Raw genomic sequence first — 24,667 nt, 5'->3', positions numbered from 1 at the left:
TAAAATTATATGAAATTAATTTTGTAGTAGGAAAAAATGAAAAAATGTTGTTTTGCTATTAAAAAAAGCGTGTTGATTGGAATCTTGTTGTCAAGCTTTGCTTTTGGAGCACCTTCGATGGTTAATGGAATTGCCTTTTTTGTCAATGGGAATCCTGTAACTTTGTTGGAAGTTTATAAAGTGCAACAAAGAGATAAAGTTAATCAAAACATTGCAGTGGATATTTTGATTAATGAAAAATTGCATGAAGAAGAAATCAAAAAGCATAAAATTGTTGCGACAGAATTAGAAATTAATGATGAGATTAATAGAATTGCTAGGCAAAATCAAGCAACTGCTGCGCAAGTAGAATCTTATATCCGAAGCAATGGTGGTAATTGGGAAAATTACAAAGAGGAAATCAAAAAAGGGATTCTCAAAAAGAAACTTTATCAAGTGATTGCACAAGAAAGTTTGAAAATGGTAGATGAAAATGAGTTGTTAAATTACTACAATGCAAATAAAGAGGAATTTTCAATACCTCAAAGCATCGATGTGACTAAGTTTTTTAGCAAAGATGGAAAGGCATTGGAGACTCTTATTCAAAGCAATGGAAAAGAAGTGCAAAAAGGCGTTCAAAGTGAAAATGAGGTCTTGCAAACAGCTGCATTAAATCCACAGATTGTTGCGGCTTTTACGCAAGGTAAAATTGGCACATTTACTCCAATCTATCCTATTGGAGATGATTTTGTCGTCTTTTTGATTAAAGCAAAAAATAATCCAGCTATTCTCCCTTTTGAAAATGTCAGAAATGTTGTTTTGCAAAAAATAATGGGGCAGAAAGAAGATTATTTGATTTATGAGTATTTTGAAAAATTGCGTTCGAATGCCAAAGTGAATATTATTCGTCTAAATTAATTGCTAGGGAGAAGAAATGAAAAAGATTGTGATGGGAATTTTGGGTTTTGTGATGTTTTTTGTGGGTTGTGCGGATAAAAATACCGATATTCAAAGTAGCACAACAAAGGAAAATATTGAAAAAGTATTGCTTTCTAAAGAAAAATGGAAAATACATAGCTATAAAATCAATGGTGCTACAAAAGTGTTGGCTTTTGATAAGGAAAATGAATTTTTTATAGGTTTTAAAGATGAGCAAGTGTTTGGTGTTGCAGGATGTAATAATTTCTTTGGTGCTTATGAAATCAAAGGCAATGAGATTAAGTTTGCTAATGTGGGCATGACAAGAAAAATGTGTGAGCCTAAGATGATGGAGATTGAGAGTGATTTAACTCAAAATTTATTAAATAACACTAATCGCCTTGAGATATTAGAGGATGGAAAAATTTTAGTTTTTAGCGAAAATTTTTATCTATTAATTCAATAATTTAAAGATATTTTTACTTAAAATACAATAGGCTTGTAAAAAACAAAGGTTATTTATGTGGATAACAAAAAATTATAGTGGAAAGATTCAGCAAGAATACAAAATAGAAAGCAAACTTTTAGAAATAAAAGGCATTAGGCATAATTTAGAAATTTTTAATTCTAAAACTTTTGAGAGTATTGCATTGATAGATGAACAAATCTTTTTGAAAACTATGCTTGCTCTACAAAGTGAGCTTTTGGCACATATTTGTGCTTGCTCCCATCAAGAGCCCAAAAGGGTTTTAATAGCGGATAATTTTAATCTTGAGCTAGCATTTGAATTTTTGCGTTATAGTGAATTAAAAGTGGATTTTTTGCAATTTGATTTGAAGATTCTTGAATCGCTTATTAGCTTTTTTCCGCATTATCAAGAAGTGATGAAAAATGCTAATTTCAAGCTTATTCCGCAACAACAAGAAGAATTTTTGGAGCAAAATGAGCAAAGAGCAAGCCTGTATGATATTATAATAGCCACAGATGAAAGCCAATTTCATTGCTACAAAAAGCTTTTGAATGAAGATGGGATTTTGGTGCTTAAGATTCCTCATTTGTTGTTAGATATTTCAAAAACCAAGGAAATTTTAGAATCTTTGGGGGAAGAGTTTAGGATTAAAATGCCTTTTTATATTCCCATGTCTTTAGATATGCAAGATTTTTATATTTTTGCATCTAAAAAATATCATCCAACAGCGGATATTATACTCCAAAGAGCGGATATGTTGGAGGATTTGGAATATTATAATGCTAATTTGCATTTATCTGCCTTTGTGCTTCCACAAAAAGTGAAAAAAGCATTAGTTGGGATTGCTTGTAATTGAGCTTTAGATACGCAGTTGCCCTCACAGGAGGGATAGGAAGTGGCAAAAGCACCACTTCTTCACTTTTGAGGCTTTATGGGTATAATGTAATTTGTGCAGATGAAATCTCACATCAAATGCTAGAAAAATGCAAAGAAGAGATTATTATAAGTTTTGGCAAAGGTGTGTTAGAAAATAGCGAAGTTAGCCGCAAAAGGCTGGGCGAAATTGTTTTCAAAGATAAAGAAAAAAGAAAAACTTTAGAAGATATTTTGCACCCTAAAATCAAAGAAGAAATTACAAGACAAGCTAGAGAATTAGACAAACAAGAGATTCCTTATTTCATAGATATTCCGCTTTTTTTTGAGACTAAAAATTATCCAATTAAAGAAGTGTTATTGATTTTTGTGCCAAAAGAGATTCAGTTGCAACGCCTTATAAAGAGAAATCATTTGACTGCACAAGAGGCAGATGAGAGAATCTCTCTACAAATTCCTATGGAAGAAAAAAAGAAAAAGGCAAATTACATAATAGATAATTCCAAAGATTTGGAAAATTTACAAAGAGAAGTAGAAAAATACTTGCAAAACTACTTATCAAAGCTTGATTTTTAGAGAAAAATTAAGTTTTTTGTAGTATAATTCCTACCCTTTAACGCAGTTTATTTTGTGGAGAAGAGTGCAAGGGGGTGTTAGCTCAGCTGGGAGAGCGCAACGCTGGCAGCGTTGAGGTCAGGAGTTCGATCCTCCTACACTCCACCATTTATGCGTCCGTAGCTCAGCTGGATAGAGCAACAGGTTGCGGTCCTGTAGGTCGGGGATTCGAATTCCTCCGGGCGTACCATAACTTAATATTTATTCTTAAAACTTTTTATAATAATTTTTTATATTTTCCCCATAGTGAATTCTCAAATAACTATAATAGCATTAGATAAAATCTTTTATTTAATTTTTAGATTTTAGAGAGTGAATGCAAGGAATTTAAGAAAAAGGAGTTTGGAAATGTATTGTGCGGATTCTAGGTTTAAAATTGCAGTGTATGGGGCACACAGCAGCATTGGTGATGAGGTTATGGCATTGCGTGTGCTATTTAGTATTAAATTTCTTTATCCAAATTCTCATTTAACCTTTCTTGCTAATTCTAGTGTGCCTTTTTCTCTGTTTAAAAATATACAATTTATTGATAGGATTTTTAATGTTCAAAAGGATTCTTCGGCTTTTTTAGAGGAGTTTGATATGTTGTTGTTTGTTTTTAAGCATGATATGGAAGATAGAATCCAAATTGCTAGAAAATTTAAGGCAACAAAATATTAATGCTTTTTTCGCAGTATTTACTTAAAACCAAAGGATTTTCTTATTTATTTGATTCTGCTTATACTAGGGGAGGGGAGATTATAAGGATTATTAATCCCTATTGGAAGCAAGATAAAAATCGTGTTATTTTGGGGGCTTTGAGACTTGTAAGAGCATTAAATAAAAAGCATTATGATAAAAATATTCAAAAGATTCCATTATCCAAAGCAAAAATTATTACAAGTCGTGAAAATAAGGTTTTTGTAGATTTGAAGATGCAAAGATTAGGTGCAAATTCTTATGATAAAATAATAGGAATTTCGCCTTTTGGAAAAAGTTCTTCAAGAGGGAATGCAAATTTTTCTATTGAAGAATGGGTAGAAATTACCAAATTTTTGGCTAAAAAATATCAAAACTATTTTTTTGTGTTGATGAATTATGAGGGTAATCCAATAGAGATTGAAGGTTTGAGTGAAATAAATAGTGGAGTTTTTGTAAATAATAAAGATTTACTAAACCTTGTGGAGTTGATAGGGCGGTTAGATTTGCTTTTGAGCGTAGATACGAGCAATGTGCATATTACAGATAATTTGCAGATTCCAACTTTAGAGATTATAAGGCAGAGTGAAGCTAAAAAATGGGGAGGCGGTAGCTATGGTGGAGTTTGTGAGCAAATAATTTTGCCTAAAGAATGGAAATCTAATTCAAAGTATTATCAAAATTTGTTTATCCAAAAGTCTCAAGAGTTATTAGAAACTCTTTAATTTGATACGCAAAACAGATAAATCCCACTTTGAAGCTAATCATACAATGATTATGAAGAAGCTCTGATGAAATCCCATAAAACAGAGCTTAAATCTAACAATAAATGCTATAATGCCAAATTTTAATCTTATATTTAAGGAAATTTTATGCTGCTAAATCCTGACTTAGCGAAATTACTTTTGAGGCTTTGTGTGGGCGGACTTATGCTGTTTCATGGAATATTCAAAATCACGCATGGTGCTGATATGTATGTGGGTATGCTAGAATCCAAAGGCTTACCGGGATTGATGGCTTATGGTGTGTATATTGGCGAGGTGTTAGCACCACTTTTGATTATTTTGGGTTATCAAGTGCGGATTTCAGCTTTGATTGTGGCTTTTACAATGTTTATGGCAATTTATTTGGTGTATGGATTTGAGATTTTTGCGCTTGACTCTTATGGAGGCTGGGTTATTGAACATCAGCTTTTATATATCTTGCCTTGCCTTGCGTTATTTTTCATGGGTGGTGGGAAATATGCACTTTTTGGTAAGAAGGTTCAAGGAAGCACTAAAGATTAATTGCTTTGAAACTTGCCCTAAAGTCCTTTGAGGTTTGTCCCTATAAAGTCTCGCTCTAATTCCCTGCAGCACTCAAATACGCTAAAGCCCCCCGCTGCTGGGTCGCATACCAAATCGCCCTTGTTGGTGCAAGATTCTATAAGCATTTTTTGTAAGCCTTTGGGTTTGCTGTGGGGGTGGCATTTTAGCTCTTCTTGAGGTATTTTCTCACAATGCACATCGCGGATATTATGCAGCCTCCAAGTGCCTTTTGCTTTTATAGGCTTTTTTTGTAAAATGAGTAAGTACTCGCTTTGTCTTCTTGTGCGATAGCCCATGCCCATTCTGCCCTTATCCCAAGTGATTAAATCCACGATTTGCAAAATCGTGGAATCTAGCCAAGATCCCACGCCCTCACAAAGATGAAATTTATCAATCCAAAGCATAAGATAGCAGCTAGGTTTAAGCACGCGATTAATCTCGATTATAAAGCTCTTTATGCTTTCTTCGCTCATTTGGATTAAAGCACTTCTACCTTTTTGTCGCTCTCCCTCGTTGCCATAACGCATTTTATCTAGCACACCGCGATATTGCGGGTCAAAAAAGCATAAATCAACGCTATGAGATTCTAAGCTTTTAAGTAGCGTTAATCCGTTTATGGTGAGTTTGGTGTTCTTCATTTTGTTGCTTTGGGTGAGAGGGTTTTCCTTATCTTATTCCCCAAACACCCGCTTAAAGATAGAATCTACATTCTTAATATAGTAGCTATAATCAAAACATTCACGGATAATCGCCTCGCCAGAATCTCCACCTTTTGAAAGTAGCCCCACAAGCTCACTATCATCTAAAAGATATTGCAGATATAGGCTCTCACCCTTTTCATTTACCACCGCTTGTCCCTCTTGCAAAGATTCCCACACTTTCATTGCGTTGCGTTGCACGATTTTATAGGCATCCTCGCGGCTTACCCCGCATTTAGGCAGCTCTAGCAAGATTCTCTGTGAAAAGACAAGTCCGCCGGTCAGATTGAGATTTTTTAGCATATTTTTAGGATACACGACTAGCTTATCGATGAGTCCCGTTAGCCTCCCTAGCATAAAATCTGTCGTGATAAAGGAGTCTGGCAGGATAAATCGCTCCACGGAAGAATGGCTAATATCTCGCTCGTGCCACAGCGCGACATTCTCCATAGCAGGCAGTGCAAAGCTGCGTATCACGCGACAAAGCCCGGTAATATTTTCGCTTAGCACCGGATTGCGTTTGTGTGGCATAGCAGAGCTGCCTTTTTGCCCCTCGCTAAAATACTCCTCTGCCTCATACACCTCTGTGCGTTGCAAATGCCGAATCTCAACCGCGATTTTCTCACAGCTACTAGCCAAAAGGGCTAAATCACTTATAAGCCTTGCGTATCTATCACGTTGAATCACCTGATTGCTCGCTGGGGCAGCCTTAAGCCCTAAGTCCGCACACACAAGCTCTTCTAGCTCTATGGGGGTATGGGCTAGATTACCCATAGCACCGCTAATTTTGCCTACACTTATGACTTCTAAGGTAGATTCTAACGCCTTTACATGCCGCGTCATCTCATCATACCATATCGCACACACAAGCCCAAAGGTGATAGGTTCGCCATGTATCCCATGACTGCGTCCTACCATAAGCGTGTCTTTATGCTCATACGCCCTGCGTTTTATCGCCTCTCTTAGTTCCTTAACATCATCGATGATAATTTTGAGTGAATCTCGCATTTGCAATGCCACAGCGGTATCAATCGTATCGCTTGAAGTGATTCCATAATGAAACCATCGCGACTCTTCGCCTAGAGATTCTGCCACACTCGTGGTAAAGGCGATGAGGTCATGCTTTGTTACCGCTTCTATCTCATCGATTCTAGTGATGTCAAAGCGTGCATTTTTGCAGATTTTCTCACAATCAGAATCTGGAATTAGCCCTAGCTTATTCCACCCACGCACTAGGGCTTTTTCTACCTCTAGCCATGCACTATATTTCGCTTCCATATCCCAAAGTTTTTTCATTTTTTCACGCGCGTATCGTTCAACCATTAGATTTTTATCCTTTTTGAAATTGTGTTACAATATCCTAACATAACACCACTTAAAAGTTGCAAAATGCCCTTTATTAAGAAAAAATTTTATATCAAAGAGCCTATCAAGGCTTATTTATTTTTAATGCGAGAATTAGGCTTGGATATGGCAAAAGCCCAGAGTTTTATCAATAAGGGGAGGGTATTTTATGGAAATAAAACTTTGGGAAATAATGAGAAAAATAAAATTTTAGAAAAAGAAGTGGAGATTTTGCTTTTTGTCCCTCAATCCAAAGGGCTTGAACCATTGTTTGAAAATGAGGATTTGGCGATTTTTGATAAACCAGCAAAAATGCTTATTCACCCAAAAGGGAGATTTGTCCATCATAGTTTGATTGATGAAGTGCGTGAGGCTTGTGGGCAAGAAGCAACTTTAATCCATAGGATTGATAAGGAAACAAGCGGATTGGTATTGGTGGGTAAGCACAAAAGAAGCATTCAAGAATTGGGGGAGTTGTTTGCCAAAAAGAAAATCAAAAAGGAATATTTAGCGTTGGTTAGGGGGGAGATGAGGGGTGGGGATTTTTGTCTTTCTTTGCCTCTTGCCATGCAAAAAAAAGGTGGGGATTTGAGTGTGCGTTCTATTTATTTGGGGCAGATTCTAAAAGCTCAAAGCTTGAATTTCAAAGAAGCTAAAAGTGAATTTGAGATTTTGGGGTATATCAATGGGAATACATTGCTAAAAGTGTATCCTATTACCGGTAGGACGCATCAGATTAGAATCCATCTTTTTGCCTTGGGATTTCCTATTTTGGGCGATCCGCTTTATGGGTGTGAGGATTGGCAAAGTCGGGAGTATTTGGATAGTGAATTTATAAGTAAAAATGATTCATTGGGGCTTTGTGGGGAAAAGAGGATTGAGTATTTTGGGGCAGAGCGATTGATGCTGCATGCGTATAGTTTGAGATTTTTTTATCAAGGAAGAGAGTATTGTTTTAAGAGGTGCGTAGATTTTGGTTTGTAAATTTACAGATTGCTAACAAAAAATCCATAGATACTTTACAAGTAGATTCTACAATTTTGCTTGAAATTAACCAGAAATGGAGTTTTTATGGAAAGAAGAAAATTTTTGAAATTAAGTGGTGGGAGTTTGGCACTCTCTTATGCGGGGTTTTTTGTCCCCTCTAGTCTTTTTGCTATCCAAAAGCAACCTTTGCTTGGGTTTAGGGGGATTAGTGCGAGCATAGAGGATAGTGTGATAGTGCCGCAAGGCTATGAGGCTAGGGTGCTGATTTCTTGGGGGGATCCGCTATTTAAGAGGGCAAAGGGCTTTGATGAGAGCAAAACTATAAATCAAGCTGCGATTGAAAATGCAAAACTTACCTTTGGGGATAATACTGATGGTATGGAGTGGTTTGATTTGGATGAGGGTAGGGCAATTTTGGCAGTGAATAATGAATATATGAATCCAGAGATTATGTTTAATCATCAGGGCAAAAAGATGAGCTTAGATGATGTGAGATATGAGCAAAATTCTGTGGGAGTGAGTATTTTTGAGATTGCTAGGGATAGGGAGGGATTTTTTAGGGTTGTGCTAGATTCTGTGTATAATCGTAGAATTACAGCCCACACGCCTATGGAGATTAGCGGCGTAGCAAAAGGGCATAAGCTATTACAAACAAAAGATGATAGAAGTGGGACAAAAGTGCTAGGGACGCTTAATAACTGCTCTTGTGGCAAAACACCTTGGGGGACTTACCTTACTTGTGAGGAAAATTTTGATGATTTTTTTGGTTCAAGTGATAGTAGCTATGCCTTTAGTAAGGAACAAAAACGCTATGGGATTAGTGTCAATGGGGAGAATTATGAATGGAAGCTTGATGGGCGGTTTGATGTCTCTAAAAATCCAAATGAACCAAACCGCTTTGGCTGGGTAGTAGAGATTGATCCTTATAATCCAAAATCTACACCCATTAAACGCACAAGTTTAGGGAGGTTTAAGCACGAAAATACCGAGATTGTGGTAGCAAAAAGTGGTGAAGTAGTCGTGTATATGGGAGATGATGAGGCAAATGAGTTTTTGTATAAATTTGTAACTAAAGAAAAATATAATCCTAAAAACCCTAATAAAGATATTTTAAATGAGGGAACTTTGTATGTAGCAAAGCTCACAGATGCAGGGAATCTTAAGGGAATTGGCGAATGGATAGCCCTAGAGTATGGCAAAAATGGCTTAACCAAAGAAAATGGATTTAACTCCCAAGCAGAAGTGCTGATTTATGCAAGGTTGGCTGCAAGTATCGTGGAGGCTACGCCTATGGATAGACCCGAGTGGGTGGCAGCTGATACAAAGGGCGAATATATCTATGCCACCCTCACAAATAACACAAAACGCACACAAAGCACAGAATCTAATCCAAGAGTTAATAACATTTATGGGCATATTTTACGATGGAAGGCAAAGGATAATAACCACACAAGCAAGGAATTTAGCTGGGATATTTTCTTGCTTGCTGGGAATCCTTCAAAATACCCTAATGACTTAAGAAAAGGCACAAGCAATATTAATAAAGATAATATGTTTAATAGCCCTGATGGCTTGAAGTTTGATAAGTTTGGGCGGCTTTGGATTCAAACTGATGGGAAGTATTCTAATAGCGGAGATTATGAAGGAATGGGGAATAACTCTATGCTGTGTGCAAACCCAAATACCGGGGAAGTGAGGAGATTTCTAAGCGGACCAGTGGCATGTGAGGTTACTGGGATTGCTTTTAGCAAAGATTATACGACAATGTTTGTGGGTATCCAACACCCCGGAGAGGGCTTAGCTGGAAGCCATTACCCAAATGGTGGGGATTCCACACCACGAAGCACGATAGTGCAAATACGCAAAAAAGATGGTGGTGTGATTGGTACTTAAAAATTTTTAGATGAGTTTTGCAATCTCTTTGGCGTGGTAGGTGATGATAATATCTGCACCCGCGCGTTTAAAACCAAGCATTGTTTCTAATAATACGCGTTCATAATCGATTAAATTTGCTTTTTGGGCAAATTTCAACATCGCATATTCTCCGCTGACATTGTAAGCTGCTAAAGGCAATAATGTCCTTTCTCGAATATCTCTTATAATGTCTAAATAGGCTAATGCTGGTTTTACCATCAAAATATCCGCACCTTGTGCCTCATCTTCTAGGCTTTCTAGTATGGCTTCTCTTCGGTTTGCTGGGTTTTGTTGGTAACTTTTTCTATCTCCAAAGCTTGGAGTGCTTTGGGCAACATCTCTAAAGGGTCCATAGTATCCGCTTGCAAATTTGGTGGAATAGCTCATTAGAGGAATGTGTTCAAATCCATTGGAATCTAATGCTTGACGCAAAGAAATAATCATTCCATCCATCATTGCACTAGGTGCGATGATATCTGCACCATTTTGTGCAAGAATTAAAGCTTGTTTGTTAAGAATCTCTAAGGTGAGATCATTATCCACAGAATTGAGTTTTGGGCTTAAAATACCACAATGCCCATGGTCTGTGTATTCACAAAAGCACAAATCTACACAAACTAATAAATCGGGAAATTTTTCTTTAATCGCTCGTGTAGCTTGAGCGATGATGCCTTCTTGACTTAATGCTTCGCTACCTACGCTATCTTTGATCTTTGGAATCCCAAAAAGCAAAATAGAAAAAATCCCGAGTTTTTGCAAAACTTCGCATTCCTTCAAAGCTTCATCAATGCTTAATTGATACACTTCAGGCATTGATTCAATAGGGTTTTTAACGCCACTACCATGAGTAATAAAAAGAGGGTAAATTAAATCTTTTTTAGAGAGAGTGGTTTCTGTAAGCATTTCACGAATATTTGGATTTAGACGCATTCGTCTTAGTCGTTTAAACATTTTCATCCTTTAAATTTTTTTGAGATACTACTCCTTTTATGATAAAAATATTCTGATTATTTTGGTGGAAGTAATCTAATTCTAACCCTTGTGTTTCTAATGTGCTTTTGATAATGTATATTCCAAGCCCTAAGCCACTTGTGTTGGATTTGGAATCTTTAAAAAAGGGTTTGGAATGATCTTTTAGAGTGTAGGGTAGAGGGTTGCCGTAATTTTTGATCCACAAGTCTTTTTTGGCGATACAAATTTCAATTTGCCCTTGTGTTTTGTATTTAATGGCATTATCAACAAGATTTTTGATAACAAGAGAAATCATTTCAAAATCAGCGTATAAAGATTGTTGATTTTGTGGAAGAATGAAGAGTGAAGTGATTTGCTCTTCATCTAAAAGCAACATTTCAAAGACTCTTTTTAAAACATCTTGAAGTAAAATTTTTTGTTTGTTTGGGCAGTAATTCCTAGAGCTTAATTCTTCGATTTTTGCAAATTCATTAATAAGAGAATTTAATCTCTCAAAAACAGAGCACAAACGCTCTTTATAAAGTGGATTGTCAATCATTTCAGCAGTGATTCTGCCTTTTGTGATAGGGGTTTTTAATTCGTGCATAATGGAGCGTAAGAATAAATGGCGTGATTGATTGAGTGCGTTGATTTTTTGGACGGCATTATCAAATTCTTGTGCCAATTCACCAATTTCATCGTTTTGATTGATTTTGCAAGAAATATCCATTTGCCCATTTGCAAATTTTCTAATTTCTTTTTGTAGTGTTTTTAGCGGCAAGATGCTGCGAATCACCAAAACAAAAAGAAAAACCACAATCACAAATGCGATAAAAGTAATAATGTAATAGTTAAAAAGTCTATCAAAATGAATATCGCCATAAACACGCCAATCTTGAGGGGTTTGCAAAAAAAGATAGATTCCGCCTTCTTCTTTGATGATTTTTGCAATCACCCCATGGTTGAAATTTGGCGTAATATGGGCTTCAAAGAGATCTAAGATTTCTGTATTTTTGATTTGAACTAAACCTAACTCATTAAGATATTTTTCAATTAAAGTGATATTGCCACCAAAGCGGACGAGTTGATTGATGGTAGCTAAAAATTGCGTGTATTTTAATTGATTTTCATAGTTTTTTCTATCAATTTCTTCGCGGATAAAATAATATGAAAAAGCACTCAAGCCAATAATGGCAATGAGGAATAAAATAGTGATTTTAACGATAATGGAATTTTTAATCATTGTCTTTTATTTGAAATTTATAGCCAATTCCGCGGACAGAAAAAATATATTTCTTGCCATTTTTCTCGATTTTTGAACGCAGTCTCCCGACAATTACATCAATACTTTTATTGCTACTATCAGGATTAATAGAATCAGAATGTGTGGCAATTGCATCACGCGTTAAAGCTTGATTTTTGTTTTCTAGCATAAAGCTCAAAATTTCGTATTCTGCTTTGGTTAAATCTAATAATTCATCATAGAGATAAATCTCTCGGCTGCCTTTGTCTAAGCGGAAAGGAAAAATGGAAATTTCTGTTTCATTAGGTTTGCTAGTAGAATTGTATCGACGCAATACACTATGGATTCTTGCAACTAATTCTTTTGGATCATAAGGTTTTGGAATATAATCATCAGCACCATATTCTAATGCCAAAACTCTATCTTCAACATCACTTCTAGCAGAGGAAATAATAATGGGGATATGTTTTTCTTTTGCGACTTTCTTGCAAACCTCAAGCCCATCTAAATTTGGGAGTGTTAAATCTAAAAGAAGGAGGTCAAAATGTCGAGTGTTAATCGCACTCATACCCGTATAGGGCTCATCATAATTTGTCACATTAATATCGTGAGCCTTGAGGTATTCGCTAAGAATAGTCGCTAACTCTAAATCATCTTCAATCATCAAAATTTCTAGCATGGTGTTTTCCTTACAAAAAGGAGGATTGGGTATTTTAGGGGGGTAATTAAAAATTTAGGAAAACACCCACTAGAATAAATATCTCTAATTAAAAATAAACTCTCTTCACAAAGGAGAAACGGATGAAAAACTCTAACCAATGTTGTGCGGAACATTTGTATCTCAAGCCATCCCGCTTGAGACAATGAAATTATAAAACAATATAGTAAATCAAAAGTAAATGAAAAAATTTTTTTCATTTTTGATTCTTTTTTTCGTCAATAATGGCTAAAGTGAATTCCAAAAAATTTAGAATCATATCAACCTTATCTTCGATATTTCTGTTGTTTGGAGATTGTAACCCTTCAAAAAGAACGAGGATTCGCTCTTGCATTGCATTGAGGAATCTTTCTTCTTCTTTGTATTGTTTGATGAGAATTTGTTTTAATTCTTCTGTATTTTTAAGATCTAGCTTTTCTATTTTTCTTTCATAAGGGTTTTGAGAATCTAGTGAATTTTTGTGGAGATTTTCTTCTGTGGGTAAAATATCCAAAAGTGCTTCCCTTTCTTGTTTGGTTTCTTGTTGTGGAGGATTAATTTGATTGGGTAAATTAGTTTGTGTTTGTGAGGCGTCAATCTCGGCTAAAGTCTGTAAAATCGCTTCTTTTAATTCCATAGTTTCAATAACCACCTTTCAAATTCATTGTATTCGATTTGTGAATCCATGCTAATAAAGAAATTTAGCATTTCTTCATTGGCTTTTCCATAATTTTTTCGATTGCTTGTAAGTCTTTTTAGGGCAATCTTTGCTTCGATATTTTCAGGGTTTTCTTGCAAAATAGTTTTGTAAATTTCAGCGGCTTCATGGCGATGACCTTGAATCTCATAAATGCTTGCAAGTGTTAAGGTTTTCATTGGAATACTAACCTTTTTAAGTCAAAACTAAAATGCGTAATTCTAGCATAATTTTAAAAATATTGAAAAAATCCCATAAATTTTAGGCGAGTTGATTTATGATGAAAAATACAAATGGAGTAAGGTTTGTAATTTCTGTGAATCTTTTTTGCCTATTTTGGATTCTATGCTAGAGTTTATATCTAGCATTTTTGCACCGATATTTTTTAGGGGGATAACATTATCTGCACAGATTCCACCAGCAACACAAAGATAGTCATTTACTTTTTCTTTGAGGGATTTTAATACTTCTGGTTTAATGCTTTTCCCACTTCCTCCCCCTAGCTGGCTTTTTGAATCTAATAAAACAAAGGGGCTAATGAAGTCCCCTAAATCTTCAGATTCTGCAATATTCCATACTTCATAAAAAGAAAAATCCGCATTTTTTAAATCTATTTTTGCGAAGTTTTGTTGTTTTACTCCATGGAGTTGCAAGGCATCAATGATCCCTTTTTTATAGAGGTTGATGGCTTGTTGTAGCATTTTTTCATCTTCTTTTACCACGCCTATTTTGAGTATTTTTGGGTGAGATTTGAGGGCATTAGAAATCTCTTCTATGGCTTGTGGGGTTATAAATCTTGGAGAATCTTTGGCTAGGATAAATCCTAGTGCAGCGAGTTTTTTGGGACTTGAATCGTTGGGTGTGTGATTTTGGAGAGTTGATTCTAGGGTATTTGCACACATTAGAGCATCTTCTTTGGAGGTAATTCCGCAGATTTTCAAAAAGCCTTGTGGCGAATTTAAAAGCTCAAAAGCATTGCTATAAAAAGCATTAGGAGAGTTTTTGCCACAAATCATTGAATCTTTTAGTGATTTTAGAGTTTGTGTAGGGTTAGAATCTCGCACAAGATAGCTTCCGCACAAGATTCCATCAAATCCGATATTTCCTATGACAAATCCATCAAAACTGCATTCAATAGAAGATTCAAAAATGGTTTTGCTTTGCGGGTTGGTGGTTTTTAAATATTTTAAGAGGTTGTAGGCTTGAATTTTATTGATTTTAAAAGTGTGTAAATTGCGTGAATTAATCCCAATAAGCATTGCTTTTAGAGGGGTGATGAAATCAATTTCTGCTTGATTATGCACTTCAATAAGAGGGGTTAAACCAAGCTTTAGCGATTCTTCATAGAGAGATTTTAGCCTAGAAAAACCACCATTTTCGTTATTTTCCCCGATGAAAACTGCCGCAATTAATAGTACCATATCTGCACCAAAATCATAAGATTCTTGGATTTGTTCTATTTTGGTAATAAAATCTTTGCGTAAAATGGTGGCATTTGGATAGGATTGCTTGACTTGATGCAAATCCTCTAAACTGCCTTTGAAAAAATCCTCTTCACACAAAATAGAAATGGCACTCGCACCGCCTTTTAAATAAGAATTTGCTAAATCTTTGGGGTTTTCTATTTTTCCGATACTTCCAGCTGAGGGGCTTGCTCTTTTGATTTCTGCGATGATGATAGGAAAATCAAGGTTTGGCGGAGTGAGTGGAGTATCTCTTGTGGCTTTTAAAATGGGATGTTTGGCTTTTTTGTCTAAAATATTTTTTAAGATTGTAGGAATCATTGTAAGCCTTCTAAGCGTTGGTGACTTAGAGTTTTAAAGGATTCTATGGTTTCAAAAACTTCTTTGCTTTGGATAATTTCTTTTGCCCTAAAAAAGCCATCTTGAATACTTTGTGCTTGGTTGCAAAGGTAGAGTGCAGCTCCCATATTGAGTGCCACTAAATCGAGTTTTGGAGAAGGTTTGGCATTGAAAATATCTAAGGTAATTTGTAAGTTTTCTTGACTATCTCCACCTTGAAGTAAAGAATGATGGACGAAATCTAGTCCCACTTCAATGGGGTTAAAAATATAAGTTTTGATGTCGCCATTGTGTAATTCTGTAATTTGTGTGGGCGCACAAAGAGAGATTTCATCATAGCCATCAAGTCCGCTAACAACCATTGCGCGCTTAACTCCCAAAATTGCTAAAGCCTTTGCCATAATTTCTGTGTAGGATTTATCAAAAACACCGATGAGCTGGTGAGTTATGGGGCTTGGATTGCTTAGGGGACCAATGAGATTAAAAGCGGTTTTAAATCCGAGTGAAGAGCGTGCATTAGCGGCAAATCGCATTGCAGAATGGAATTTTTGTGCAAAAAGAAAAGTGATATGGAGATTCTTATAAATTTGCTTAATGTTTTCAAAATCCATATTTACATTAATTCCAAGTGCATTAAGTAAGTCTGCTGAACCGCTTTTGGAGGTAATGGCTTTGTTGCCATGTTTGATAATTCCAAAATTATTTTTTTTGGCTTGTGAAGCCAAAAGCAGTGCAGAAGTGGTAGAGACATTGAAAGTTTTAGCATTACTTCCACCTGTGCCCACCATATCAAAACGCATTGTTAGGCTATCTTTTAAGTCAATTTTCACAGCCTTTTTTTTGAGTACAGAAGCAAAACCTGCTAGTTCATATTCATCAATGCCCTTAATTTCTAAGCTTGTAAGGATACTTCCTATTTGTGCATCACTGAGATTCCCCTCTGTGAGTTCGTCCATTAGATTGTAGCTTTCTTGAAAATTGAGAGATTTTTGGTGCAAAACTTTTTTGAGATAATCTTTTGTAGGGATTGGTTCTCTTGTGTAATGCAGGAAGTTAAGGAGCATTTTAATGCCTTCTTTGGTTCCAATGGATTCTGGGTGGAATTGCAAACCTACTAAATGGTATTGTTTGTGTTCCACTGCCATAACTTCGCCATCTTCACTCATTCCGCTAATCAAAAAGCATTCTGGAATCTCTTCTTTCTTACCCACAAGGGAATGGTAACGAGCAATAGGGGTTTTTGGGCTAATGTGGCGGAAGATTCCTTTGCCATTGTGAATAAGGGGTTCAACCTTGCCATGCACGATATTTTTAGCATTTTTGATTTCTACTCCAAAAGCACTCAAAATTGCTTGATGTCCAAGACAGATTCCCAAAATAGGATAGATTCCTTTGAAATTCTGCACAATTTCAATGCTAATCCCAGCTTCTTTGGGGGATTTTGGTCCGGGTCCTATGATGATATAACTTGGGTTTAGGGATTCTATTTCTTTGAGCGTGGTTTTGTCATTGCGTAAAACTTTGATAGGGTAGTTAAATTGACTAAAAGCTTGATAAATATTATAGGTAAAGGAATCGTAATTGTCAATTAAAATAATCATAGTGTCTCTTTTGTGATGAGGTTATTTTCCATTGTTTTCTCCCATAATGGCTTCTACTAAAGAAAGCATTTTGTTTTTGGTTTCTAAATATTCTTCTTTGGGGATAGAATCATAAACAATCCCAGCCCCTGCTTGTAAATAATAAATGCCATTTTGATAGATTGCTGTTCTAATAGCAATAGCAAAGTTCATATCCCCGCTTTGTGTAAAATACCCAATAGCCCCTGCATAAATTCCTCTTTTATGTTCTTCTAGGGATTCGATGGTTTTGATAGCTTGAATCTTTGGCGCTCCACTTACTGTTCCTGCAGGGAATGCTGCTAGGAGTGCATCATCTTTTTTGTGGGTTTGTAAATCCATAATGCCTTCTACTTCAGAAACTAGGTGCATTACTTTGGCGTATTTTTCGATAACTTTTTCTTGAGTAACTTTTACACTCCCGCCTATTGCGACTTTGCCAATATCATTGCGTCCTAAATCCAAAAGCATTAAATGTTCGGCATTTTCCTTTTCATTGTGGATTAATTCTTCTTCTAAGCGAGAATCTTCAATTTCATTCATACCTCTTTTACGCGTTCCAGCAATAGGTCTAAGCGTAAGTTTGGCTGTTTTTTCATCAAGACTTTCTAGCTTTATAAGGACTTCAGGGGAGCTTCCTATGATTTGGAAATGCCCAAAATTATAATAATACATATAAGGGCTTGGATTGTTAGTGCGGAGATTCATATAAGCTTTAAGAGGTGGTAAATTGCTTTTTATTTGCATACTTTGACTTGGCACACATTGTAGAAGGTTGCCTTTGTAAATTTCTTCTTTGAGGGTGGTAACCATGTGTGTGTAGTAGGATTGCTTGTCTTTTGAGATAATTTCTGAAGTATAGTTTTTGGAGGATTCTTGCGTGGGTTGGAGATTTTCTAGTTTTTGGATAATCCGTTCTAAACGCTGATTTAAATTATGGGATTCACATTCATCTTGATAGGTAACGCTAATGAGATAAAGAGATTCGTAGAAATGATCAAAAATAGCAAAATCCCGTCCAAAAATAAAGGCATTATCATAGCAATCATAAAGAGAGGGGTTTTTGAATTGAATAGATTCTATTTGGCTAAAAAATTCATACCCCAAATATCCGACACCTCCAAGTGGTAAGGGCAAATCTTGTGGAAGATTTTGTGGTGTTGGAGCGAGGTTTCTTAAAGTTTCTAAAATTTGCAAAAAGTTTTGGCTATCTTTAAAAGTATGGTTCAAGTCTTCATTAATTAAAGAGATTTTTTGATTTTCTTGTGTAACTCTAAAAGCTTCTTTTAAGATTAAAATTGAGAAACGCCCTTTGCCGGTTTTTAAAAACGCAGATTCTAGCAATACAGGAGCATTGAAAGATTCACACAATATCAAAGGAGTGATTTTTGATGCTGGAATCTTGCGAAACTCTAAAGAAGCTGGGTAGCCTTTTTGTTTTGGATTTAAAAACTTAAACATAAACTCTCTCATAAAATTAATTTTAAAATTTAAAGATAGGATTATACTATGGATTTTTTTAAAAATAAATTTGATTACTTGGGGTATAATGCTAAAAATTTTAGCACATAAAGAAGTGGCAATGAAAAAGAAAATATTTGTGGAATCTAAAAAAGGATTTTTTGGAAAAGAGACAAAGCATACTCACTCATTTGGTGGGCAATATGTCCCTGAAATTTTGTATCCTGCGTTAGATGAATTAGAAAAGGCATACCATAGTATTTTGGATTCTAATGAATTTAAAAGCGAGTTTAAAAGGCTTTTAGCAGAGTTTGTAGGACGTCCTACTCCGTTAATTTATGCAAAAAATGTAAGCAAGATTTTGGGTAATGAAATTTATTTGAAGTTTGAAGGGCTAGCAAACACGGGAGCACATAAGATTAATAATGCCATAGGGCAAGTGCTGTTGGCTAAAAAAATGGGCAAAAAAAGAATCATTGCAGAAACAGGAGCTGGACAGCATGGGCTTGCTGTAAGTGCTGCATGTGCAAAGCTTGGTTTAGAATGTGTGATTTTTATGGGTAGTAGAGATGTCAAACGACAATTTCCTAATGTTTTTAATATGGAGCTTTTGGGGGCAAAGGTTGTGAGTGTAGAGAGTGGCTCACAGACATTAAAAGATGCGGTGAATGAGGCATTAAGAGAGTGGAGTAAAGATTGTAAAAATACTTTTTATGTGCTTGGGAGTGCATTAGGTCCTTATCCTTACCCAGATATTGTAAGGGAGTTTCAAAGTGTGATTAGCAAGGAGCTAAAGAAGCAAACTCAAAAGTTTTTCAAAGGGAATCCGGATATTATGGTGGCTTGTGTGGGAGGAGGAAGCAATGCGATGGGATTTTTCAGCCATTATCTAAAAGATGAGGAAGTGCATTTAGTGGGGATTGAAGCAGGGGGGAAAGGAAGCAGAATTGGAGAAAATGCCATAAGAATGGGCAACAAAGAAGCTCATCTTGGAATCGCACAAGGCTATAAAAGCTATTTTTTGAGTGATGAATATGGAAATTTATTGGAAACTTATTCGATTTCTGCTGGGCTTGATTATGCTGGGATTGGACCACAATTAGCACATTTAAAAGAGATTGGGAGGGTAGAGTTTGGCTCTAGTAGCGATGATGAGGCATTGGAAGCTTTGAAGTTTTTTGCTAAAAATGAAGGAATCATTGCTGCTTTAGAATCAAGCCACGCACTTTCTGGAGCATTGAAAATTGCCAAAAAAGTGAAGAATAAAAAAATCATTATCAATGTTTCAGGACGTGGGGATAAGGATATTTTTATCACTGCAAAAGCCTTGCAAAAGGATCGTTGGTGTGAGTTTTTGCAAAATGAGATTGTTGAGATGAAAGGGTAGATAATGGAGCAAAAAATACAGCTAATGGGGCATATTGTCGCTGGATTTCCTAGCTTGGAAGGAAGTTTGGAGGCAGCACTTGGAATAGCAGAGTGTGGGGCAGAGTATTTGGAAGTGCAATTCCCTTTTTCGGATCCTAATGCGGATGGTGTAGCAATTGCAAATGCTTGTGAAGAATCTCTCCAAAAAGGCTTTAATACGGATTTGGGATTTGAATTTTTGGTGCAACTTAAGAGGGCGTTTGTGGATAGAAATCTCTCAACTAAAATTTTGATTATGACTTATGGGAATATTTTGTTTGCTTATGGCATGGAGAGATTTTTAAAAAGGGCAAAAGAGTGCGGTGTTTTTGGGCTTATTGTGCCGGATTTATCTTTGCAAAATGATGAGAATCTTTTTGGATTGAGCAAGCAATATGGATTAGAAAATATCGCACTTATTGCCCCATACACAAATTCTAAGCGAATGGAAAAGCTTGATAAAGCCACAGGAAGCTTTATTTATGTAGTAGCAAGAAATGGAATTACAGGCAATGAAACTCAAATTGATTCTAGGCTTTTGGAATATATAGCAAAAGTCAAAAAACACACTACAAAGCCTATTGCTTTGGGATTTGGGATACAAAGTAGGGAGCAGATTGATGCACTAAGGGGGATTGTGCCTATTGTGATTGTTGGGAGTGCTTTTGTGAGAATGATAGCCCAAAGCGTGAAAGAAGGGAAAGATTTGCAAGAAAGCCTTAGTGCCTTCACAAAAGAGCTATTAGGCAAATAGATACCTCAAGAATCTATACGCATTTTGACAAACAAAAACTTTAAAGCAACCATAGAAATAATATGCGTTGAAAAAAGGATTATGAATGCCTATATATCTTGCAGCGATATAAAGAGATTTGGAAGGTTTTTGTTGTAGGAAAGTTGGGATTTATATTTGGGGGCTAATAGGTTTGGTAATCTTAAGCCTCCTAGATTTTGAAGTTGTTTTTATATTGTTGTATAGAAAGGTTGCATTGAAATGAGATTTTATTTAAAGAGGGTGCTCCCAAGTCTTACGCAGTTACTTCCGCATTTGATAGCAAGTTCAAAATCTCCACTCATTCCCATGCTTAAGATATTTGCACCATTTTTTTGGAGTTTTTCATAGATTTTTGAAGTTAGCTCAAAACTATTTTGGATAATTTTGGTATCTTGTGTGTGTGCTCCGATACTCATTAATCCACAAAGCTTGATATTAGGGCAGGTTTCTTGAATCTGAAGATAAGATTCATAGGCAGATTCTGGATCAAATCCACTTTTTGTGGTTTCTTTTGCACTATTGATTTGTAGAAGCGTTTTTAGTGTGAGGTTTTCCCTCTCTAATCGTTTTTGAAGTTCATTAGCAAGAGAGAGGGAGTGCAAACTATGAAACATAAAAGGTTTGAGTTTTAATAAGGCATTGATTTTATTGCTTTGGAGATTTCCTATGAAATGCCACTCTAAGGGTAGAGATTCTAAGGTTTGGGATTTATAAGATAGATCTTGCACTTTGTTTTCTCCAAAGGCTCTTTGTCCGCATTCATAGAGAGCTTGGATTTCTTGGTGGCTTACATACTTGCTCACTGCTACAAGCCTTATGATTCGGTGTCTATCCACAGAGATTCTAGCTTTTTCTATTTTGTCAATTGCATTGATGAGGTTTTCTTGAAAGCGATTCATAAAATTCCTTTAAAAAGGCATTGTGCCATTCATAATCCGAATCATATCATTATACAACCCAAGCCCCATAAGTCCAAACAAAAAAACCCAACCAGCAATTGTTAGGCGATAAAGGGTATTAAGGCTTGGAATTTTTTTGGTAATCATTTCATAGAGGGTAAAAACGATGTGTCCGCCATCTAATGCAGGGATAGGCAAGAGGTTTAAAATACCAAGATTCACCGAAATCAAAGCAGTAAAGGTAAAAAGAGTAACAATTCCTAGCTCGGTTGCTTTTTTGGTGATAGAGACAATGGATACAACTCCGCCTACTTCGCTAAGAGGCACAACTCCCATAATCATTTTTTCCAAACCTTGCAAAATTAAAGTCCCAGCTTGTAGAGTTTGAAAAAACGCATAAGGGATACTTTCTGTGAGTGAATAAGAAACAATCCTTAATTCATTAGCAGCGACAATCCCAATGAGTGGGCGTGTGATTGTTTCTCCAAAAAGATTCTTGCTTGTGCCAATTTTGGGTGTTAAGGTGGTGGTATGCTCTTGATTGTCGCGTAAAAATGTAATTTCTAAATTCCCTTGCGAAGCGGCAATTGTTTCATTAAGAGCATTCCAAGTGCGAATATTTTCTCCATTAATTGAGGTGATTTCATCTCCGGCTTTTAGGTTTGCAAGGCTTGCAGGGCTATTTTCTTGAACTTTACCTATAACGGGGGCTAATTCATTTTGTCCTATTAGGGCAATGGCAATATAAAGCAAAAAAGCTAAAAGAAGATTGAAAAAAGAACCAGCAGCCAAGATAATCAATCTTTTATATCCTGCAATCCCATATAGGCTATCGTTATCATAATTACGATTTTTTGGGTCTATATCGCTTTGCCCTTTGAGCTGAACAAAACCGCCAAGTGGAATAGGTCGCAAGGAATATTCTGTCTCGCCGATTTGTTTTTTCCAGAGTTTTTGACTCCCAAAGCCTATGCTAAAGGCTTCTACTTTCACTCCAAAAAATTTTGCAGCTAAGAAATGCCCTAATTCATGGAAAAAAACCAAAAAGGCTAAAACTAGAATTGAACCGATTAATCCCATAAGAATCCCTTATTTATTATCTTGTTTTTGTGTAGGCTTTGGCATAATCATAGCCCGAATAAAGTGTAATGATAACTGCAAGCCATAAAGTCGCATTGGCAAAAGAATAATCCATCAATAAAAAGGCAATGGCGGTGATTTGTAAGCCGGTTTTGTATTTGCCAAGGTTAGATGCAGCGACTTTTAAACCTTTGCTTGCTGCAATAACTCTTAATCCTGTGATGAAAAATTCTCTCCCCAAAATCAAAAAAACTGCCCATGCATCAGCCCTATTGAGGATTAAAAGCCCAATAAAAGCACTCAGCATTAATAATTTATCTGCAAGTGGGTCAAAAATCTCACCAAAAACACTTGTTACTTGAAAGTTTCTCGCAATAAAGCCATCAAAAAAATCAGTAATGCTAGCAAGGCAAAAAACCAAACAAGCAAGGTAATTTATCCAAGTGGGGTGGATTGAATCTGGCAACCAATCTCGCCCATAAAGCAAAATGGCTAAAAGCAAAAATGCAAAACCGATTCTAAGTGTAGTTAGAATATTAGGTAGGGTTTTTAAATTCATTACTTAAAGCTTGTGCCACCATCAATTACAATTGTTTGTCCTGTGAGCCATGCACTTGCATTTTCGTCACATAAGAATAAACAAGCTCCCGCAATATCTTCTGGTTTGCCCATTCGATTGAGTGGAGATTGCTCTTCAACTTTCGCTTTTACCTCAGCATAATCTGGGAATGCTTTGAGTGCATCTGTATCAATAGGACCACCACTCACCGCATTAACTCGTATATTATACTCTCCAAGCTCCATTGCGGCGTATTTTACCATTGTTTCTACTGCATTTTTTGAATTGCCATGCCCTGCATAATTTGGCATATAGACAAGATTCCCAGTAGAGCTTAGAGTGATAATGCTCCCGCCACCTATTTTTTGCATTCTTTTAGCTGCTTCTTGTGCTCCTACGACAAAAGCTAGAACGGTTGCTGTGTAAATATTGTTTAAACCTTTTGGTTTAAGACGCATAAAGGGAGCAAATCCACCAACTACGCTTTTGCCATAAATAATTGCATTGCTAATAAAAAAATCCACTCTTTCAAAATCTTCATCAATTTTTGCAAATAATTCTTTGTATGTTTCAGGCTCTAAGACATTTAGCGGATAGGCTTTGGCTTTGATTTTGTATTTGGTTTCTACATCGGCAATTATTTTTTGCGCTTCTTCTTCGTTTTTATTGTAGGTAAAGGCAATATTTACTCCATTTTGTGCAAAACGATAAAGAATTGCTTTGCCTATCCCACGCGTCGCTCCGCTGATAACTAATGTTTTTCCTTTGAAATTTTCTATCATTTGACTACCTCGTATTTTGTTAAGATATTTTCTAAAATTTTAAGATTTTCTGCACTTGGTGGAACAAGTGGTAAGCGGTATTCTAAAGTATGAAGAAGTCCGTTTAGATACATCGCAGCTTTTATAGGGATTGGATTGCTTTCGATGAAAAGGGCTTTGTTGATAGCATAAAGTTCATTGCTAAGATTGTGTGCTTTTTGGTAATTAGATTCTAATAGAATGCTATGAGTGAGTTCTGCAACTTTGTTGGGTAAGAGATTAGAGGTTACTGAAATCACTCCCATACCTCCACAGCAAAGCACGGGGTAATTAATAACATCATCTCCGCTTGTGATAATTAGGTTTTTTGCTTTGGCATTTAAATCAATGATTTTTTCGAGATTCCCACTCGCTTCTTTGATAGCATAGATATTTTGCACTTCGTTAAAAAGCCTTAAAATTGTGTGATTTTCGAGATTTACTCCAGTGCGTCCGGGGACATTATAGAGCATTAATGGGATAGAAATTGCATTTGCAACACTTTTGTAGTGTTGATAAAGTCCTTCTTGTGTGGGTTTATTATAATAAGGAGTTACACACAAGATTCCATCAGCTCCGGTATTTTCTGCAAATTTTGCAAGCTCGATGGCTTCTTGTGTGGAATTGCTCCCAGCTCCCGCTAAGACTTTGATATTTTTGCCATCAAGCTTATTTTTTTTGGCAACACTAAGGGCGACCTCGATACATTCTTTGTGCTCTTGGTGGCTAAGTGTGGCGGATTCTCCGGTAGTCCCAACTGGCACAATAACATCAATGCCATTATTAATTTGTCTTTGGATTAATTTTTCGTAAGTTTCTAAGTCTAGTTTGTTGTTTTTAAAGGGTGTGATTAAGGCAGTCATCGCACCAATAATTTGTTCTTTTGTTTGCATAT

At 36.1% G+C, this 24,667-nt stretch carries 26 protein-coding genes and 2 tRNA genes; 13 read left to right on the top strand and 15 right to left on the bottom strand.

Going from position 1 to position 24,667, the window contains the following annotated elements:
• The first annotated feature begins 36 nt into the window (after window positions 1-36).
• The 9 genes from JJQ98_RS05910 to JJQ98_RS05870 all read left to right on the top strand — a co-directional run bounded on the left by JJQ98_RS05910 (window position 37) and on the right by JJQ98_RS05870 (window position 4,818).
• Window positions 37-897, top strand: a complete 861-nt coding sequence (locus tag JJQ98_RS05910; RefSeq protein ID WP_224757624.1) for a peptidylprolyl isomerase — start codon at window positions 37-39, stop codon at window positions 895-897.
• A 16-nt stretch (window positions 898-913) separates the two neighbouring features.
• Complete coding sequence (locus JJQ98_RS05905) at window positions 914-1,363, top strand: META domain-containing protein (RefSeq protein WP_151105049.1); 450 nt, start codon at window positions 914-916, stop codon at window positions 1,361-1,363.
• 55 nt (window positions 1,364-1,418) lie between these two features.
• Window positions 1,419-2,222 carry a spermine/spermidine synthase domain-containing protein gene (locus tag JJQ98_RS05900; RefSeq protein ID WP_065830258.1) on the top strand — a complete coding sequence of 268 codons (804 nt, stop codon included), beginning with the start codon at window positions 1,419-1,421 and terminating at the stop codon, window positions 2,220-2,222.
• Window positions 2,219-2,815 carry a dephospho-CoA kinase gene (gene coaE / locus JJQ98_RS05895; protein ID WP_151105050.1) on the top strand — a complete coding sequence of 199 codons (597 nt, stop codon included), beginning with the start codon at window positions 2,219-2,221 and terminating at the stop codon, window positions 2,813-2,815. The genes JJQ98_RS05900 and coaE overlap by 4 nt, the downstream gene beginning before the upstream one ends.
• Before the next feature lie 71 nt (window positions 2,816-2,886).
• A tRNA-Ala gene (locus tag JJQ98_RS05890) sits at window positions 2,887-2,962 on the top strand.
• Window positions 2,963-2,967: 5 nt separating this feature from the next.
• Window positions 2,968-3,044, top strand: a tRNA-Arg gene (locus JJQ98_RS05885).
• Between the two features lie 158 nt (window positions 3,045-3,202).
• The gene (locus JJQ98_RS05880) at window positions 3,203-3,514 is read left to right on the top strand and encodes a glycosyltransferase family 9 protein (RefSeq protein WP_151105051.1); all 312 of its coding nucleotides are present in this window, start codon (window positions 3,203-3,205) and stop codon (window positions 3,512-3,514) included.
• A complete protein-coding gene (locus tag JJQ98_RS05875) occupies window positions 3,514-4,257 on the top strand; it encodes a glycosyltransferase family protein (RefSeq protein ID WP_151105052.1) in 744 nt (247 codons plus the stop codon). The genes JJQ98_RS05880 and JJQ98_RS05875 overlap by 1 nt, the downstream gene beginning before the upstream one ends.
• 147 nt (window positions 4,258-4,404) lie before the next feature.
• Window positions 4,405-4,818 carry a DoxX family protein gene (locus JJQ98_RS05870; RefSeq protein ID WP_065837210.1) on the top strand — a complete coding sequence of 138 codons (414 nt, stop codon included), beginning with the start codon at window positions 4,405-4,407 and terminating at the stop codon, window positions 4,816-4,818.
• A gap of 17 nt (window positions 4,819-4,835) precedes the next feature.
• Here JJQ98_RS05870 and JJQ98_RS05865 read toward each other — a convergent pair whose 3' ends face one another.
• Together JJQ98_RS05865 and purB are read right to left on the bottom strand one after the other, a co-directional pair.
• Entirely contained in the window at window positions 4,836-5,477 is a 642-nt protein-coding gene (locus JJQ98_RS05865; RefSeq protein ID WP_151105053.1) for a DNA methyltransferase, read from the bottom strand.
• A 33-nt stretch (window positions 5,478-5,510) separates the two neighbouring features.
• A complete protein-coding gene (gene purB, locus JJQ98_RS05860; RefSeq protein WP_151105054.1) occupies window positions 5,511-6,860 on the bottom strand; it encodes an adenylosuccinate lyase in 1,350 nt (449 codons plus the stop codon).
• Between the two features lie 66 nt (window positions 6,861-6,926).
• Here purB and JJQ98_RS05855 point away from each other — a divergent pair, with 66 nt between their 5' ends.
• Complete coding sequence (locus JJQ98_RS05855; RefSeq protein ID WP_151105055.1) at window positions 6,927-7,865, top strand: RluA family pseudouridine synthase; 939 nt, start codon at window positions 6,927-6,929, stop codon at window positions 7,863-7,865.
• A gap of 87 nt (window positions 7,866-7,952) precedes the next feature.
• Window positions 7,953-9,761 carry a PhoX family protein gene (locus tag JJQ98_RS05850; protein ID WP_151105056.1) on the top strand — a complete coding sequence of 603 codons (1,809 nt, stop codon included), beginning with the start codon at window positions 7,953-7,955 and terminating at the stop codon, window positions 9,759-9,761.
• A 6-nt stretch (window positions 9,762-9,767) separates the two neighbouring features.
• On the opposite strand, the gene hemB is transcribed toward JJQ98_RS05850, so the two are convergent.
• From hemB to JJQ98_RS05810, 8 genes are all read right to left on the bottom strand, one after another.
• Window positions 9,768-10,733 (bottom strand): porphobilinogen synthase, encoded by a 966-nt coding sequence (gene hemB, locus JJQ98_RS05845; RefSeq protein ID WP_054195484.1) that lies wholly within the window; start codon window positions 10,731-10,733, stop codon window positions 9,768-9,770.
• A complete protein-coding gene (locus JJQ98_RS05840; RefSeq protein WP_005022399.1) occupies window positions 10,726-11,976 on the bottom strand; it encodes an ArsS family sensor histidine kinase in 1,251 nt (416 codons plus the stop codon). Before JJQ98_RS05840 ends, hemB begins: the two co-directional genes overlap by 8 nt.
• Window positions 11,969-12,655 (bottom strand): response regulator transcription factor, encoded by a 687-nt coding sequence (locus JJQ98_RS05835; protein WP_054198277.1) that lies wholly within the window; start codon window positions 12,653-12,655, stop codon window positions 11,969-11,971. Before JJQ98_RS05835 ends, JJQ98_RS05840 begins: the two co-directional genes overlap by 8 nt.
• Before the next feature lie 235 nt (window positions 12,656-12,890).
• Entirely contained in the window at window positions 12,891-13,310 is a 420-nt protein-coding gene (locus tag JJQ98_RS05830) for a CiaD-like domain-containing protein (RefSeq protein WP_151105057.1), read from the bottom strand.
• Window positions 13,301-13,549: a tetratricopeptide repeat protein gene (locus tag JJQ98_RS05825; RefSeq protein WP_005022405.1), complete on the bottom strand. Its 249-nt coding sequence runs from the start codon at window positions 13,547-13,549 to the stop codon at window positions 13,301-13,303. Before JJQ98_RS05825 ends, JJQ98_RS05830 begins: the two co-directional genes overlap by 10 nt.
• Window positions 13,550-13,645: 96 nt before the next feature.
• Window positions 13,646-15,154 carry a bifunctional indole-3-glycerol phosphate synthase/phosphoribosylanthranilate isomerase gene (trpF, locus tag JJQ98_RS05820; protein ID WP_151105058.1) on the bottom strand — a complete coding sequence of 503 codons (1,509 nt, stop codon included), beginning with the start codon at window positions 15,152-15,154 and terminating at the stop codon, window positions 13,646-13,648.
• Complete coding sequence (locus JJQ98_RS05815) at window positions 15,151-16,773, bottom strand: bifunctional anthranilate synthase component II/anthranilate phosphoribosyltransferase (protein ID WP_151105059.1); 1,623 nt, start codon at window positions 16,771-16,773, stop codon at window positions 15,151-15,153. The genes trpF and JJQ98_RS05815 overlap by 4 nt, the downstream gene beginning before the upstream one ends.
• A 21-nt stretch (window positions 16,774-16,794) precedes the next feature.
• A complete protein-coding gene (locus JJQ98_RS05810; protein WP_151105060.1) occupies window positions 16,795-18,252 on the bottom strand; it encodes a chorismate-binding protein in 1,458 nt (485 codons plus the stop codon).
• Between the two features lie 121 nt (window positions 18,253-18,373).
• On the opposite strand from JJQ98_RS05810, the gene trpB reads away from it, so the two are divergent.
• Complete coding sequence (trpB, locus tag JJQ98_RS05805; RefSeq protein WP_060663107.1) at window positions 18,374-19,639, top strand: tryptophan synthase subunit beta; 1,266 nt, start codon at window positions 18,374-18,376, stop codon at window positions 19,637-19,639.
• Between the two features lie 3 nt (window positions 19,640-19,642).
• A complete protein-coding gene (gene trpA, locus JJQ98_RS05800) occupies window positions 19,643-20,413 on the top strand; it encodes a tryptophan synthase subunit alpha (protein ID WP_210670794.1) in 771 nt (256 codons plus the stop codon).
• Between the two features lie 248 nt (window positions 20,414-20,661).
• On the opposite strand, the gene JJQ98_RS05795 is transcribed toward trpA, so the two are convergent.
• The 5 genes from JJQ98_RS05795 to dapA are packed head-to-tail and all read right to left on the bottom strand — an operon-like array spanning window position 20,662 to window position 24,665.
• On the bottom strand, window positions 20,662-21,333 hold the full coding sequence (locus tag JJQ98_RS05795; protein WP_005022414.1) for a YggS family pyridoxal phosphate-dependent enzyme: 672 nt from the start codon (window positions 21,331-21,333) through the stop codon (window positions 20,662-20,664).
• A 9-nt stretch (window positions 21,334-21,342) separates the two neighbouring features.
• The gene (gene rseP, locus JJQ98_RS05790; protein ID WP_134044555.1) at window positions 21,343-22,413 is read right to left on the bottom strand and encodes an RIP metalloprotease RseP; all 1,071 of its coding nucleotides are present in this window, start codon (window positions 22,411-22,413) and stop codon (window positions 21,343-21,345) included.
• 16 nt (window positions 22,414-22,429) lie between these two features.
• Entirely contained in the window at window positions 22,430-22,972 is a 543-nt protein-coding gene (gene pgsA / locus JJQ98_RS05785; RefSeq protein ID WP_054198286.1) for a CDP-diacylglycerol--glycerol-3-phosphate 3-phosphatidyltransferase, read from the bottom strand.
• Entirely contained in the window at window positions 22,972-23,754 is a 783-nt protein-coding gene (locus JJQ98_RS05780) for an enoyl-ACP reductase (protein WP_005022418.1), read from the bottom strand. The genes pgsA and JJQ98_RS05780 overlap by 1 nt, the downstream gene beginning before the upstream one ends.
• The gene (gene dapA, locus JJQ98_RS05775; protein WP_151105062.1) at window positions 23,751-24,665 is read right to left on the bottom strand and encodes a 4-hydroxy-tetrahydrodipicolinate synthase; all 915 of its coding nucleotides are present in this window, start codon (window positions 24,663-24,665) and stop codon (window positions 23,751-23,753) included. Before dapA ends, JJQ98_RS05780 begins: the two co-directional genes overlap by 4 nt.
• Window positions 24,666-24,667: the final 2 nt, after the last annotated feature.

The sequence above is a fragment of the Helicobacter pullorum NCTC 12824 genome, assembly GCF_017979475.1.
Taxonomy (GTDB): domain Bacteria; phylum Campylobacterota; class Campylobacteria; order Campylobacterales; family Helicobacteraceae; genus Helicobacter_D; species Helicobacter_D pullorum.
This window is presented reverse-complemented; position numbering and strand designations above follow the sequence as displayed.

Excerpts from the sequence above, each read along its gene's own strand:
- JJQ98_RS05855 (WP_151105055.1), top strand. The coding sequence starts at position 6,927 with ATGCCCTTTATTAAGAAAAAATTTTATATCAAAGAGCCTATCAAGGCT.
- JJQ98_RS05825 (WP_005022405.1), bottom strand. The coding sequence starts at position 13,549 with ATGAAAACCTTAACACTTGCAAGCATTTATGAGATTCAAGGTCATCGC.
- JJQ98_RS05865 (WP_151105053.1), bottom strand. The coding sequence starts at position 5,477 with ATGAAGAACACCAAACTCACCATAAACGGATTAACGCTACTTAAAAGC.
- JJQ98_RS05875 (WP_151105052.1), top strand. The coding sequence starts at position 3,514 with ATGCTTTTTTCGCAGTATTTACTTAAAACCAAAGGATTTTCTTATTTA.
- JJQ98_RS05905 (WP_151105049.1), top strand. The coding sequence starts at position 914 with ATGAAAAAGATTGTGATGGGAATTTTGGGTTTTGTGATGTTTTTTGTG.
- JJQ98_RS05850 (WP_151105056.1), top strand. The coding sequence starts at position 7,953 with ATGGAAAGAAGAAAATTTTTGAAATTAAGTGGTGGGAGTTTGGCACTC.
- purB (WP_151105054.1), bottom strand. The coding sequence starts at position 6,860 with ATGGTTGAACGATACGCGCGTGAAAAAATGAAAAAACTTTGGGATATG.
- JJQ98_RS05840 (WP_005022399.1), bottom strand. The coding sequence starts at position 11,976 with ATGATTAAAAATTCCATTATCGTTAAAATCACTATTTTATTCCTCATT.
- trpB (WP_060663107.1), top strand. The coding sequence starts at position 18,374 with ATGAAAAAGAAAATATTTGTGGAATCTAAAAAAGGATTTTTTGGAAAA.
- JJQ98_RS05815 (WP_151105059.1), bottom strand. The coding sequence starts at position 16,773 with ATGATTATTTTAATTGACAATTACGATTCCTTTACCTATAATATTTAT.
- JJQ98_RS05835 (WP_054198277.1), bottom strand. The coding sequence starts at position 12,655 with ATGCTAGAAATTTTGATGATTGAAGATGATTTAGAGTTAGCGACTATT.
- JJQ98_RS05780 (WP_005022418.1), bottom strand. The coding sequence starts at position 23,754 with ATGATAGAAAATTTCAAAGGAAAAACATTAGTTATCAGCGGAGCGACG.
- JJQ98_RS05900 (WP_065830258.1), top strand. The coding sequence starts at position 1,419 with ATGTGGATAACAAAAAATTATAGTGGAAAGATTCAGCAAGAATACAAA.
- pgsA (WP_054198286.1), bottom strand. The coding sequence starts at position 22,972 with ATGAATTTAAAAACCCTACCTAATATTCTAACTACACTTAGAATCGGT.
- hemB (WP_054195484.1), bottom strand. The coding sequence starts at position 10,733 with ATGTTTAAACGACTAAGACGAATGCGTCTAAATCCAAATATTCGTGAA.
- rseP (WP_134044555.1), bottom strand. The coding sequence starts at position 22,413 with ATGGGATTAATCGGTTCAATTCTAGTTTTAGCCTTTTTGGTTTTTTTC.
- JJQ98_RS05870 (WP_065837210.1), top strand. The coding sequence starts at position 4,405 with ATGCTGCTAAATCCTGACTTAGCGAAATTACTTTTGAGGCTTTGTGTG.
- trpF (WP_151105058.1), bottom strand. The coding sequence starts at position 15,154 with ATGATTCCTACAATCTTAAAAAATATTTTAGACAAAAAAGCCAAACAT.
- JJQ98_RS05880 (WP_151105051.1), top strand. The coding sequence starts at position 3,203 with ATGTATTGTGCGGATTCTAGGTTTAAAATTGCAGTGTATGGGGCACAC.
- JJQ98_RS05830 (WP_151105057.1), bottom strand. The coding sequence starts at position 13,310 with ATGGAATTAAAAGAAGCGATTTTACAGACTTTAGCCGAGATTGACGCC.
- JJQ98_RS05910 (WP_224757624.1), top strand. The coding sequence starts at position 37 with ATGAAAAAATGTTGTTTTGCTATTAAAAAAAGCGTGTTGATTGGAATC.
- dapA (WP_151105062.1), bottom strand. The coding sequence starts at position 24,665 with ATGCAAACAAAAGAACAAATTATTGGTGCGATGACTGCCTTAATCACA.
- JJQ98_RS05810 (WP_151105060.1), bottom strand. The coding sequence starts at position 18,252 with ATGTTTAAGTTTTTAAATCCAAAACAAAAAGGCTACCCAGCTTCTTTA.
- JJQ98_RS05795 (WP_005022414.1), bottom strand. The coding sequence starts at position 21,333 with ATGAATCGCTTTCAAGAAAACCTCATCAATGCAATTGACAAAATAGAA.
- trpA (WP_210670794.1), top strand. The coding sequence starts at position 19,643 with ATGGAGCAAAAAATACAGCTAATGGGGCATATTGTCGCTGGATTTCCT.